A 12252-nucleotide genomic window follows, 5' to 3' on the forward strand; every position below is an offset into this window, starting at 1 on the left:
GCAAGGCCGGCGGTGGCGGCGGCCGGCGCCACCGCGGCGGCGGCGCCCGCGATCACCTCGGCCGGAGCGACCACGTCCTCGGCCGCGCGCAGCGCGCCGGTCTGGCTGCGCGCGACGTCCAGGATGTCGTCCACCAGCTGCAGCAGCTGGCGGCCGGCCTCGTTGATCATCGCCGCATATTCCAGCGCGCGGTCCAGGTCGCGCTCCAGGCCCATCGCGTCCGACAGGCCGATCACGGCATTGAGCGGCGTGCGCAGCTCGTGGCTCATCGTCGCCAGGAAGCGGGACTTCGCTTCCGATGCCGCCTCGGCCTGGGTGCGCGCGCGCTCCAGCTCGGCGCGGATGGTACGCTCCTCGGTGACGTCGCTGTAGGTGATGACGAAGCCGCCGTCCGGCGTCGGCTCGGACACGGTGTCCAGCACATGGCCGTCGGGACGGCGGCGGCTGTAGCGCAGCGGCCGGCTGCGGTCGAAGGCCTTCATCTGCGCAGCCTGGTCCGGCGCGATCTGTCCCCGCGCCACCTGCTCGTCCAGCAGATCGTCCATGAAGCGGCCGGGCACCAGCCGGTCGGCCGGCATGCCGGTGAGCTCCGAGGTCTTGGCGTTGGTCGCCAGGACGCGGCGGTCCGGGCCGTACAGGATGATGCCGTGCCGGATGGTGCCGAGCATCGCGGCCTGCATCGCCGCCCGCTGGCGCAGCTCCTCCTCCGCGCGGTGCAGCGCGGTGACGTCGCTGAAGGTGACGACGAAGCCGCCATCCGGCGTCGGGTCGGAGAGCACCTCCACCACACGGTCGTTGGCGATGCGCGTGACGCGGTGCGGGCGCGAGCGGTCGATGACCTTCGCCGCGGCCGCGAACTCGGCGGTGATCTCCCCGCGCACCGCCTGCTCGTCCACCAGCTCGTCGAACAGCTGCCCCGGCGTGTACAGCGACTGCGGCAGGCCGGTCAGTTCGCCGGTGCGCTCGTTCGCAGCCAGCAGCCGGCGATCCGGGCCGTAAATGGCCATGCCATGGCGCATGGAAGCGAAGCTCGCCTCCAGCATGGCGGCGCGCTGGCGCAGCTCCTCCTCGGCACGATGCAGCGCGGTGACATCGGTGACCACGGCGATGTGCCCGCCATCGGGCAGGCGGCCGGCGCGGCTGACGATTGCCGTGCCGTCGGGCCGGAGCTTGCGGATCGGCCGCCCGGCCTCCTCCTGGGGGCCGAGGTGGCGCCGCAACAGGGACTCCCCCATCTCCCGGCTCTGCTCGCCGAGGGTGATGCGGCGCTCCAGCAGCTCTTCCAGGCTTTCGCCGATCCGCACGGCACCCTCGCCCAGCAGGCGGCGATAGGCCGGGTTGGACATCCGTGCGCGCCGGTCGGCGCCATAGACGACGACGCCGTCCGGCAGCGCCTCCAGCACTGCATCGAGCAGGGTGGCGCGCTCGCGCGCGGCCTCCTCGGCGTGGTGCAGCGCGGTCACGTCCGTGACGACGGAGATATGGCCGCCGCCGGCAAGGTTCGCGGCGCGGATCGAGATGACCTTGCCGTTCGGGCGGCGGCGTACGACCTCCTCTCCCGTGGGCGTTCCTGCATGGAGACGGCGGTTCGCTTCCTCCACATACTCGCGGGTGAACTCGCCCTGTGCGATCCGGCGCTCCGCCACTGCGTCGATGTGCTCACCCAGCGCGATCGGCGTGCCGTCCATGATGCGCGCATAGGCTTCGTTGAACATCGCGACGCGCCGGTCCGGGCCGTAGACACAGACGCCATGCGGCAGCGCCTCCAGCACGCCGTCCAACAGCGCCGCGCGCTGGCGCGCCGTTTCCTCGGCGCGGTGCAGCGCGGTGACTTCAGTGAAGACCGAGATGATCCCGCCATCGGGCAGGCGGGCCATGTTGTTCTCGATCACCATCCCGTTGGGGCGCACGCGGCGCATGACGGGCCAGTTGTCCACGCTCGGGGCGAAGCGCGCCAGGATGCGCTCCGCCGTTGCGGCGTCGTACTCCCCGCTAGCGACGCGGCGCGCCACGACATCGTCCAGCCGGTCGCCCAGCGCGATGTCCGTGTCGCCCATCAGCCGGCGGTAGGAGGCGTTGATCATCCGCACGCGGCGGTCGGGACCGTAGAGGCACACGCCCTGCGGCAGCGCCGCCAGCACGCCGTCCAGCAGCGCGGCGCGGCGCGTCGCCTCGTCCTCGGCGCGCTTCAGCGCGGTGATGTCGCTGACCTCGATCAGGAAGCCGCCATCCGGCATGGGCTGGCTGTCGAAGCGCAGCACCTCCCCGCTCGGCCGCTCGCGCTGGCGCACGGCGGGGCGGGAGCGGTCGCGCTCCATCTTCTCCGCCACCGCGTCCGGCTCCCCAGTCGCGGCGAATTCGCCGAGCGAATCCAGCAGCGCGATGATCTCGCGATGCGTTATCCCCGGGCGCAGCGAGCTGCCCGGCAGGCCGATCAGCGACTCATAGGCCGGGTTGAAGACGCCAAGTCGCATCTCGGCATCGAAGCGGCCGACGCCGCCCTGCAGCCGTGCCAGCGTGCCTTCCAGCAGGCGCGCGCGCGCCGCCTGCTCTTCGCGCGCGCGGAGCAGGGCGGTGATGTCGTGCGCGACGCTGACGAAGCCGCCGCCCGGCAGGGGGACGGAGGTGGTCTCGAAGCTGCGCGAGCCGTCGGGCAGGCCGATCTGCCGGCGGGTCGGCCGGCTGCGGTCGAGGGCGAGCACGGCCTCCGCCTGCGCCTCGGGGTCGCCGGCGCCGTACAAGCCGCGATAGGCCAGCAGCCGCACCAGTTCGCGCAGCGGCGTGCCTGGCGGACAGGCGGAGGGATCGGCGCCTGCGTCGCGCCAGAAGGCGGCGTTGGCGTAGGCCAGCCGCCCGGCCGCGTCCACCACGCTTATCGCCTGCGGCAGCGCATCGAGGATGCGCAGCGCGAGGTGGTCGGGCTTCATGGGCTGCGGACCGGGCGCAGGGCGTGCAGCGCGACCAGCGCCGCGGTGAGCACGAGGACGGCGGTGGCCTGGTGCAGCGTGCCGAGCGAGACCGGCACCACCCAGAGCAGCGTCGCCACGCCAAGCGCGTATTGCAGCGCGACCGCGGCGCCGAGGCCAAGCACGGCCCGTCGGGCGAAGCCGTCCGGCAGGCGGCGGAACGCGGCCCAGACCGCGCCGCCCGCCGCCAGAGCCGCGACCGTCGCCAGCAGGCGGTGGTTGAACTGCACGGCGGCGATGTTGGCGGTCAGGTTCCGCCACCACGGCGCCAGGTCCAGGTAGCCCTCCGGCACCAGGCGGCCGTCCATCAGCGGGAAGGTGTTGTAGCTGAAGCCCGCGCGAATGCCGGCGACGAAGCCGCCGGCCAGCATCGCCAGCGCGACGCACCAGAAGGTGACGCGCACCATGCTGCGCACCGGCCGCGCATCCGCCGGGGCGTCGGGCTGCGGCCGCAGCAGCCCCAGCGCGGTCCACAGCAGGGCGCCGTAGATCACCAGCGCCAAGCCAAGATGGATGACCAGGCGATAGGGCGAGACCTCGGTCCGGCCGGCCTCGAAGCCGGAGGCGACCATGTACCAGCCCACGGCGCCCTGCAGCCCGCCCAGCGCCAGCAGGCCGAGCAGGCGAGGCTTGGTGCCGGCCGGGATGCGGCCGCGGACCCAGAACCAGACGAGACCCGCCGCATAGGCCAGCCCGATCAGCCGGCCCCATTGCCGGTGGATCCACTCCAGCCAGAAGATCTCCTTGAAGCCCTCCAGCCCGAAGCCCTGGTTCACCAGGGCGTATTGCGGGATGGTCCGGTAGAGCTCGTAGAGCCGGATCCACTCCGCCTCGGTCAGGGGCGGCAGGGCGCCCGACAGCGGCGCCCATTCCATGATGGACAGGCCGGAGCCGGTCAGCCGCGTCGCGCCGCCGATGGCCACCATGATCCAGACCAGCGCGGCGACCCCCAGCAGCCAGAAGGCGACCGCGCGGGCATCGTGACGGGCCGGACGCTCCGCTTCGGGCAGCGTCAGGGGGCGAACATCGAACGGCATGGCACTATAATAGGGAGTGGGTCGCGCGCCGCCCACACCTTGCCGGCGCGGTTCCCGCAGCTTGCCGCGGAAGCGCCCCCCTGCTACCCCGCCGCGCATGGCCCCCGATCTCGCCCCGGGGCCGGACCGGCCCGTCAGCGCCGTCCCGGCGCCGCAAGGCCACGCTCCCGCCGTCATGACACCGCCTGGGCACGAACTGGCACCCTCGGCGCCCCCAGGCCATGCCCCCGCAACCCCGTCGGCCGCCGGCGTGATGCCGGCACTGCCGGATGCGCCGCTGCTCTCGGTGGTCATCCCGATGCGGAACGAGGGGCCGAACGTGCTGCCGCTGCTGGCCGAGATCGCGGCGGCGCTGCACGACACGCCACATGAGGTGGTCTGCGTGGACGACGGCTCGGCCGACGACACCGCGGCGCGGCTGGCGGAGGCGATGGCTCGCTTCCCGCTGGTGGCGCTGCGGCATGGCCGGTCCTGCGGGCAGTCGGCGGCGGTGGTCAGCGGCGTGACCGCGGCGCGGGCGGCCTGGATCGCGACGCTGGACGGCGATGGCCAGAACGACCCCGCGGACATCCCGAGGCTCTGGGCGCGCGCCCGCGCGGAGGTGGGCGCGGGCGGCGCGATCCTGGTGGCCGGTCACCGGGTGACGCGCAAGGACAGCGGCGTGAAGCGGGTGACGAGCCGCATCGCCAACCGCGTCCGGGCCCGGCTGCTGGGCGACGCCACGCCGGACACCGGTTGCGGCCTGAAGGTCTTCCCCCGCGCGCTGTTCCTCGACCTGCCGCGCTTCGACCACATGCACCGCTACCTGCCGGCGCTGGTGCTGCGCCAGGGCGGGCGGGTGGTGAGCGAGCCGGTGAACCATAGGCCGCGGACCCGCGGGCGCTCCAACTACGGCACGCTCGATCGGCTGGTGGTCAGCATCTCCGACCTGCTGGGCGTGATCTGGCTGCAGCGCCGGTGGAAGCGGCCCACCGCGGAGCGGCTGTCGCCACCCGCCGCGGAGCGGCTCTCGCCATCCGCCGCGGAGATGCCGACGCCGGGCGCCGCGCCGCGTTGAGCCGCGCATGGCCGATGAAGCCCAGCGGGGGCGCCGGCGGGCGCTGCTGAAGCTGCTGCTGCTGGCGGCGGGGCTGCTCGCGGGCGGCGCGCTGCTGCGCGAACTCGGCGGCGTGCCTGGCACCGCCTGGGTGGACCGCTCGATCCGCGACGAGGGCCTGTGGGGCGAGGTGGTCTTCGTCGCGATGGGCGCCGCGCTGACCGTCTTCGGCCTGCCGCGCCAGGGCGTGGCCTTCCTGGGCGGCTATGCCTTCGGCGCCCTGCTGGGTACGCTGCTGGGGCTGGCCGCGCAGCTCCTGGGTTGTGCGGCCGCCTATGGCTGGGCCCGTCTGCTCGGCCGCGACTGGGCGGAGCGGCGGCTTCATGGACGGTTCGGCCATCGGCTGCGGCCGCTGCGCGACGTGCTGGCGAAGAGCCCCTTCGAGGCGACGCTGGCGCTGCGCCTGCTGCCGATCGGCAGCAACATCGCGCTCAACCTGCTGGCGGGGATGGCGGCGCTGCGCGCGGTGCCGTTCCTGGCCGGCTCGGCGCTCGGCTACCTGCCACAGACGGTGGTCTTCGCCCTGCTCGGCAAGGGCATCCGGGTGGAAGGGGCGTGGCAATTGGCGCTCGGCGCCGTCCTGCTTCTGGTCTCCTTCGGCCTCGGCCTCTGGATGCTGCGCCGGCACAAGGCCGCGCGCGTGCTGGAGGCGGAGGAGAACCGCGCGTCGGCGTGACCGGGCAACGGTGCCCGGCCGGCACTAACCGGCCCGCGGCGCCTTCACCTCCGACGCGCCGAGCGGCAGGCCCTGCTCGGCCCGGGTCGCATTGCCCAGCGTGACCTCGGCGATCGCCTGCAGCGCGTCGCGGGTGAAGAAGGCCTGATGGCCCGTGACCAGCACGTTGGGGAAGGTCAGCAGCCGCGCGAGCAGGTCGTCGGTCAGGATCTCGTTCGAGAGGTCCTCGAAGAAGACGTCCGCCTCCTGCTCGTAGACGTCGATCGCCAACCCGCCGAGCCGGCCCGTCTTCAGGGCCTCGATCGCGGCCTCGGCATCGATGAGACCGCCGCGGCTGGTGTTCACCAGGATCAGCCCGGGCTTGGCCAGCGCGAGCGTCTCCGCACGGATGACGTGGTGCGTCTCCGGCGTGAGCGGGCAGTGCAGCGTGATGATGTCGGATTCCGCTGCGATGGTGCGTGGGTCGGTGTAGGTGACACCGAGCGCCTCCAGCCCGGGATCGCGGTGGATGTCGTAGGCGAGGACGCGGCAGCCGAAGCCGGCCGCCAGCGCGCGCGCGACCAGCGCGCCGATCCGGCCGGTGCCGATCACGCCGGCGGTGCGGCCGTGCAGGTCGAAGCCGAGCAGGCCTTCCAGGGCGAAGTTGCCGTCGCGCGTGCGCTGGTAGGCGCGATGGATGCCGCGCACGAGTGAGATCAGCAGGCCGATAGTGAACTCGGCGACGGCGTGCGGCGAATAGGCAGGCACGCGCGCCACCGCCATGCCGAGCCGCTCCGCCTCCTTCAGGTCGACGTTGTTGAAACCGGCGCAACGCAGCAGGATCAGGCGGGTCCCCGCGGCATGCAGCGCCTGCAGCACGGGGGCGGAGACGTCGTCGTTGACGAAGACGCAGACGGCCCCCGCACCGGCCGCCAGCGTCGCGGTCTCCGGCGCGAGGCGGGGCTCGAGGTAGAGGATGTCGTGCGCCCGGCCCGCCGCTTCGAATGAGCGGCGATCATAGGGCTTGGTGCTGAACATCGCGATGCGCATGCGCGTCTCCTGCCGCGTCAGCCCAGCATCAGCTGGACGGCGATGATCTTGGCGATCGTCATGGTCGGGAAGACGATCGCATAGCCCACATCAGGGCGGTCGCTGCCGAGCATCCGGTTGGCACTCGCCAGGATCGCCGGATTGCCGGTGGCGCCGGCGCAGACGCCCAACAGGTCGTCGAAGCGGATCCGCAGCACGTAGTGCCCGACGACCAGCACCGTCGCGACGAGCGTGACCAGCACCACCAGCGCCGCCAGCAGCACCGCCGGACCCTGGCTCGCCACCGTGTCCACGAAGGGCCGCCCGGACGCGATCGCGACCTGGCCCAGGAAGACCGACAGGCCGAAGTTGCGCAGCACCAGGTTCGCCGCGACCGGCATGCGCCAGCCGATGCCGAAGGTGCTGCCGCGCCAGCCCAGGAATAGCGCAACGACCAGCGGGCCGCCGGCCACGCCCAGGCTGAAGCTGCCACCGCCCGGCAGCGGCACCTTCACGAGGCCGAGCAGAAGGCCGAGCGCCATGCCAATGCCGATCGAGACGAAGGACAGCTCCGCATTGCCCTTCACGCTGTCGCCGAAATGCGCGATGACCTCGGCCCGGCGGCCGCGCTCGGCGAGCACGTGGAGCACGTCGCCATATTCCAGCACGACGTCGGGCCCGGGCAGCAGCATCGCATCGCCGCGCCGCAGATGCCCGACCCGAATCGGGAATCCCGGCATCGGCATGGTGGCGAGGGTCTTCCCGCGGAAGGCCGGCCTGGAGATGATCACCCGGACGACGTCGAGCTCCTCCCGGTCCTTGGCGAGGCGCCCGGTCTCCTCGACGCCGAGCGCGGCGACCGCCTGGTCAACCGCCGCCGGCGGGCCGAGCAACAGCATCGCATCGCCGCCCTTCAGCACGGCACCCGGATCCACGAACTCGTTCTGGTGGTCGCGACGAACGCCCAGCACCTCGACACCGGGCGGCAGCGCGGCCTCGATCTCGGCCTCGCGCCGTGGCGGCGCCCCGGCTGCCAGGGTCACCTCGGCATAGCGCAGCGTCGGGGGCGTCGGCGGGATCGCGGGCTTCACGCTGCGCAGCATGAAGCTCATCAGCAGGATCGGGCCGATCACGCCGATGGGATAGGCGACCCCGTAGCCGATGGTCGGCTCCGGCCCGCCGCCTGCGGCGGTGATCGCCGCCTGAAGCGCGGACGTGCTGGTGCCGGCGCCGGCGAACATGCCGGCCGACATGGCCAGCGGCAGGCCGAGCAGCCCCCCCAGGCCCTGCGCGACGAACAGCGCGGCGAGCACGGCCAGCAGGGAGAGCAGGATCCAGCGCAGGCCCGGCCCCTTCAGGCCGGCGACGCATTGCGGTCCATACTGGATCCCCGTGCCATACAGGAACATCAGCAGCCCGAGGGTGCCGACCAGGCCGGGCAGTGCCGCGCGCGGCGCGATGGCGCCGATGGCCAGCCCCGAGAACAGCACCGCACCCGCCCCGAAGGTGACGCCGAACACCGGGACGTGGCCGAGCGCGTAGCCGAGCCCGATCGCGACGAAGAGGGCCAGCATGGGCGAGCCCTCGAGAACCGCACGCAACCACTCCACCGCGTCGCCTCCCCTGCGCCATACGGCGCCGTGGCAGTCCAGGCGCGGGACCGGGATGCGCCGCCAGCCGCAATCGCTAGCGAAATCCGGCGCCTCGCCGCCGCGCCCGCGTCAGTGGAGCGTGAACTGCCCGCCCGCGTAGCGCAGCTCCGCCGGCCGGGTCAGCGCAGCGGAGGCGACGCGGACCGAATGGAGCGGGGCCTCGATCTCGCGCCGCCAGAAGTCCAGGAACCGACCGAGCTCGGGGAAGCGCGGCGCCAGGTCGTGCTTCTGCCAGATGAAGCTCTGCAGGACGCCCGGATGATCGGGCATGTGGTAGAGCAGTTCCGCCGTGGTCAGCCGCCAATCCGGCAGCAGGGGAAATCGCGCGAGACGCTGGAGATCGCTGAGATCCATGCTGGCTCCTGTCCAGTATCCACCGAAAGGCCGTGCAGTTCCTTCCCTGTTCCCGTCCCGGCAGCGCGGCGCGCCCTGACGGGGTAGGAAGCATGCCATGAAGCTTCGGGGGCAACGCAAGAAAAACCAGCAAGTTCAATGCACTAGCACTCGCACTCGGTGAGTGCTGCCGATGCTTGACGCGTCGAGGGCGCTGGCCTAGATCGTTGGCACTCCTCTGGGGGGAGTGCTAGCGGACGCCGGAATGGGTCCGCCGGCTGCGGCGGCGCACAGATGCTGTGTGGCGCCACCGCGTATCTCCGGAAGAGCTTGCCACTCTAATGGAAGCAGTCAGGAGAGGATTCGCATGAAGTTCCGTCCCCTGCACGACCGCGTTCTCGTTCGCCGCGTGACGGCCGAGGAGAAGACCGCGGGAGGCATCATCATCCCCGACACCGCCAAGGAGAAGCCGCAGGAAGGCGAAGTGATCGCCGTCGGCGCGGGCACCATCAACGAGAAGGGCGAGGTCCGCCCGCTCGACGTGAAGGCCGGCGACCGCATCCTGTTCGGCAAGTGGTCGGGCACCGAGGTGAAGCTCAATGGTGAGGAGCTCCTGATCATGAAGGAGTCCGACATCATGGGCATCCTCGACAACCCTTCCGTCGCGAAGGCCGCCTGAGGTCTCACCTCCGGCTGGTCACTGACGACACACACATCTAGGGAACGGAAAACATGGCTGCGAAGGACGTCAAGTTCGGCGCCGGCGCGCGTGAGCGTATGCTCCGCGGCGTCGACATCCTCGCCGATGCGGTGAAGGTCACGCTGGGCCCGAAGGGCCGCAACGTCGTGATCGACAAGAGCTTCGGCGCGCCGCGGATCACCAAGGACGGCGTGACCGTCGCCAAGGAGATCGAGCTGGCCGACAAGTTCGAGAACATGGGCGCCCAGATGGTGCGCGAAGTGGCCTCGAAGACCAACGACATCGCCGGCGACGGCACCACCACCGCGACCGTGCTCGCCCAGGCGATCGTCCGCGAGGGCGCGAAGTCGGTGGCCGCCGGCATGAACCCGATGGACCTGAAGCGCGGCGTGGACAAGGCCGTCGCCGAGGTCGTGAAGTACCTCGAGGCGAACACCAAGAAGATCACGACCTCCGCCGAGGTCGCCCAGGTCGGCACGCTGTCCGCGAACGGCGAGGCCGAGATCGGCGAGATGATCGCCAAGGCGATGGAGAAGGTCGGCAACGAGGGCGTCATCACGGTCGAGGAAGCCAAGAGCATCCAGACCGAGCTCGACGTTGTCGAGGGCATGCAGTTCGACCGCGGCTACGTCTCTCCGTACTTCATCACGAACGCGGAGAAGATGATCGCGGAGATGGACAACCCCTACATCCTCATCCACGAGAAGAAGCTGTCCGGCCTGCAGCCCATGCTGCCGCTGCTCGAGTCCGTCGTGCAGTCCGGCCGTCCGCTGGTGATCGTGGCCGAGGACGTCGAGGGTGAGGCCCTTGCGACCCTGGTGGTGAACAAGCTGCGCGGCGGCCTGAAGGTCGCGGCCGTGAAGGCGCCGGGCTTCGGCGATCGCCGCAAGGCGATGCTCGAGGACATCGCGATCCTCACGGGCGGCCAGGTGATCTCCGAGGATCTCGGCATCAAGCTCGAGAACGTCACCCTCAACATGCTGGGCAAGGCCAAGACCGTCCGCATCGAGAAGGAGAACACCACGATCGTCGACGGCGCCGGCTCCAAGGAGGAGATCCAGGGCCGCTGCGAGCAGATCAAGGCGCAGATCGAGGAGACCACCTCGGACTACGACCGCGAGAAGCTGCAGGAGCGCCTGGCGAAGCTCGCCGGCGGCGTGGCGGTGATCCGCGTGGGCGGCTCCACCGAGGTCGAGGTGAAGGAGCGCAAGGACCGCGTCGACGACGCGCTGCATGCGACCCGCGCCGCGGTCGAGGAAGGCATCGTCCCGGGCGGCGGCGTCGCCCTGCTGCGCGCCTCCACCAAGCTCGGCGGGCTGAAGGGCCTGAACAACGACGAGCAGGTCGGCATCGAGATCGTGCGCCGCGCGATCCAGGCGCCGCTGAAGCAGATCGCCGAGAACGCCGGCAAGGACGGCGCGGTCGTGGCGGGTGAGATCCTCCGCAACGACGGCGCCTCCTACGGCTACGACGCGCAGAAGGACGAGTACAAGGACCTCGTCGCCGCCGGCATCATCGACCCGACCAAGGTCGTGCGCACGGCGCTGCAGGATGCGGCCTCGGTCGCCTCGCTCCTGATCACGACGGAGGCGATGATCGCCGAGCGTCCGGAGAAGAAGGCTGCGGCCCCGGCCGGTGGCCCGGGCATGGGCGGCGACATGGACTTCTGATCCGCGGTTCCGGATCGGATGAAGAAAGGGGGGCGGGCCGCAAGGCCCGCCCTTCCTGCGTTCGGGGGCCATGCCGTCCTGCGCGACAAGCCGCGCTGACAAGCGCGTGACCTGAGGCCCTGCAGCTTTGACTTCGTCGCATGGGGGCGCGCATCGTGGCCGGGACCTCGCGTTCCGGCTTGCCGTGCCTACCGGGCTCCGTTCGCCCTCTGGCCACCTCAAGGTAATCGCCGTCGCGTGGCGCGCCCGTCCGGGCGATCGGCGCCCGGACGACATCAAGGTTGAGGAGCCCGGATCGCATGGCGGTCGGCACTGTGAAGTGGTTCAACGCGACGAAGGGCTTCGGCTTCATCGTCCCCCAGGACGGCGGCAAGGACGTGTTCGTGCACATCACCGCCGTGCAGAAGGCAGGCCTTCAGGGCCTCAACGAGGGGCAGAAGGTCTCGTACGAGGTCGCCATGGAGCGTGGCAAGGCCGCCGCGACCAACCTCCGGCCGGTCTGACCGGCACGCAGCCGACCAGGCGGCTGCCGTCCCATGCTGGCGTAGGGTCGGGGGCCGCGGCCCCCGACATCGCGGCGGACCCGCCGCCATTCTCCTGCGCATCCTCCATGGGCGTGTCCGGGCCGGCAGACGCCGAGACCCGAATGGCCCGGACTGCGTTCGGAATCAGCCGGCACGGGTTTCCTGCACGAAGACGCGTCGCGCACCGGCCTCGCGGAGCAGGTGTTCCGCCCGTGCGCGCGTCTCCGGATCCGGCGCCTGCAGCCCGATCACCGGCCCGCTCGCCGCCGGCGCCGGCATTGCCTGGCCGGCTTCCGTGCCGGGATCGACGGCGGTGCCAATCGCTTCCCCGACGGCGCCCGTCGCAGTGCCGGCCGCTGCCGCGGCGGCGACCGCCGGCAAGGCCGCGCCACCTGTGGCGATCACGAGACCCGCGGCCGCCATCGCGGTGCCCGCCATGGCAATACCCACGGCCCCCTGCCGCAGGTTGCGGCGGCTGGTCTCGTCCGGATGCTCGTCCGGCGGCGGAACCTGGTTCTCGTTCGCGGCGCGCTCCGGCGGGGCCAGGCCGCCCATGCCCGCCGGCGGCGCGTCGGCCGCAGCGCCGCCGG

General features: G+C 71.7%; 11 protein-coding genes. 5 read left to right on the forward strand and 6 right to left on the reverse strand.

From position 1 onward, the window contains the following. Positions 1-2927, reverse strand: a 2927-nt coding sequence (locus OZN99_RS15230; protein ID WP_270936098.1) for a PAS-domain containing protein, incomplete at its 3' end; no start/stop codon positions are given. Then, positions 2924-4003, reverse strand: a complete 1080-nt coding sequence (locus OZN99_RS15235; protein WP_270936099.1) for a COX15/CtaA family protein — start codon at positions 4001-4003, stop codon at positions 2924-2926. The genes OZN99_RS15230 and OZN99_RS15235, both read right to left, overlap by 4 nt. Positions 4004-4256: 253 nt before the next feature. Between OZN99_RS15235 and OZN99_RS15240 the strand changes: the two genes are divergently transcribed. Next, a complete protein-coding gene (locus OZN99_RS15240) occupies positions 4257-5060 on the forward strand; it encodes a glycosyltransferase family 2 protein (protein ID WP_270936100.1) in 804 nt (267 codons plus the stop codon). Between the two features lie 7 nt (positions 5061-5067). Continuing rightward, positions 5068-5775 carry a TVP38/TMEM64 family protein gene (locus OZN99_RS15245; protein ID WP_270936101.1) on the forward strand — a complete coding sequence of 236 codons (708 nt, stop codon included), beginning with the start codon at positions 5068-5070 and terminating at the stop codon, positions 5773-5775. 24 nt (positions 5776-5799) lie between these two features. Here OZN99_RS15245 and OZN99_RS15250 read toward each other — a convergent pair whose 3' ends face one another. The 3 genes from OZN99_RS15250 to OZN99_RS15260 form a co-directional block, all read right to left on the reverse strand. Further along, positions 5800-6804, reverse strand: a complete 1005-nt coding sequence (locus OZN99_RS15250) for a 2-hydroxyacid dehydrogenase (protein WP_270936102.1) — start codon at positions 6802-6804, stop codon at positions 5800-5802. A 17-nt stretch (positions 6805-6821) separates the two neighbouring features. Continuing rightward, entirely contained in the window at positions 6822-8357 is a 1536-nt protein-coding gene (locus OZN99_RS15255) for an aspartate:alanine exchanger family transporter (protein WP_270936103.1), read from the reverse strand. Between the two features lie 147 nt (positions 8358-8504). Next, positions 8505-8789, reverse strand: a complete 285-nt coding sequence (locus OZN99_RS15260; protein WP_270936104.1) for an usg protein — start codon at positions 8787-8789, stop codon at positions 8505-8507. 346 nt (positions 8790-9135) lie between these two features. On the opposite strand from OZN99_RS15260, the gene groES reads away from it, so the two are divergent. The 3 genes from groES to OZN99_RS15275 all read left to right on the forward strand — a co-directional run bounded on the left by groES (position 9136) and on the right by OZN99_RS15275 (position 11641). Further along, positions 9136-9447, forward strand: coding sequence for a co-chaperone GroES (gene groES / locus OZN99_RS15265; protein WP_270936105.1), 312 nt, complete (start codon positions 9136-9138; stop codon positions 9445-9447). Between the two features lie 53 nt (positions 9448-9500). Then, positions 9501-11138, forward strand: a complete 1638-nt coding sequence (gene groL, locus OZN99_RS15270) for a chaperonin GroEL (protein WP_270936106.1) — start codon at positions 9501-9503, stop codon at positions 11136-11138. Between the two features lie 299 nt (positions 11139-11437). Beyond that, positions 11438-11641, forward strand: a complete 204-nt coding sequence (locus OZN99_RS15275) for a cold-shock protein (RefSeq protein WP_270936107.1) — start codon at positions 11438-11440, stop codon at positions 11639-11641. A 165-nt stretch (positions 11642-11806) separates the two neighbouring features. On the opposite strand, the gene OZN99_RS15280 is transcribed toward OZN99_RS15275, so the two are convergent. Then, on the reverse strand, positions 11807-12252 hold a 446-nt coding region (locus OZN99_RS15280), incomplete at its 5' end, for a hypothetical protein (RefSeq protein WP_270936108.1).

The organism is Falsiroseomonas oryzae, from assembly GCF_027856955.1.
GTDB lineage: Bacteria > Pseudomonadota > Alphaproteobacteria > Acetobacterales > Acetobacteraceae > Falsiroseomonas > Falsiroseomonas oryzae.

What these genes read in the sequence shown, in the direction of transcription:
- OZN99_RS15235 (WP_270936099.1), bottom strand. Translation starts at nt 4,003, where the DNA reads ATGCCGTTCGATGTTCGCCCCCTGACGCTGCCCGAAGCGGAGCGTCCG.
- OZN99_RS15240 (WP_270936100.1), top strand. Translation starts at nt 4,257, where the DNA reads ATGCCGGCACTGCCGGATGCGCCGCTGCTCTCGGTGGTCATCCCGATG.
- OZN99_RS15245 (WP_270936101.1), top strand. Translation starts at nt 5,068, where the DNA reads ATGGCCGATGAAGCCCAGCGGGGGCGCCGGCGGGCGCTGCTGAAGCTG.
- OZN99_RS15250 (WP_270936102.1), bottom strand. Translation starts at nt 6,804, where the DNA reads ATGCGCATCGCGATGTTCAGCACCAAGCCCTATGATCGCCGCTCATTC.
- OZN99_RS15255 (WP_270936103.1), bottom strand. Translation starts at nt 8,357, where the DNA reads ATGCTGGCCCTCTTCGTCGCGATCGGGCTCGGCTACGCGCTCGGCCAC.
- OZN99_RS15260 (WP_270936104.1), bottom strand. Translation starts at nt 8,789, where the DNA reads ATGGATCTCAGCGATCTCCAGCGTCTCGCGCGATTTCCCCTGCTGCCG.
- groES (WP_270936105.1), top strand. Translation starts at nt 9,136, where the DNA reads ATGAAGTTCCGTCCCCTGCACGACCGCGTTCTCGTTCGCCGCGTGACG.
- groL (WP_270936106.1), top strand. Translation starts at nt 9,501, where the DNA reads ATGGCTGCGAAGGACGTCAAGTTCGGCGCCGGCGCGCGTGAGCGTATG.
- OZN99_RS15275 (WP_270936107.1), top strand. Translation starts at nt 11,438, where the DNA reads ATGGCGGTCGGCACTGTGAAGTGGTTCAACGCGACGAAGGGCTTCGGC.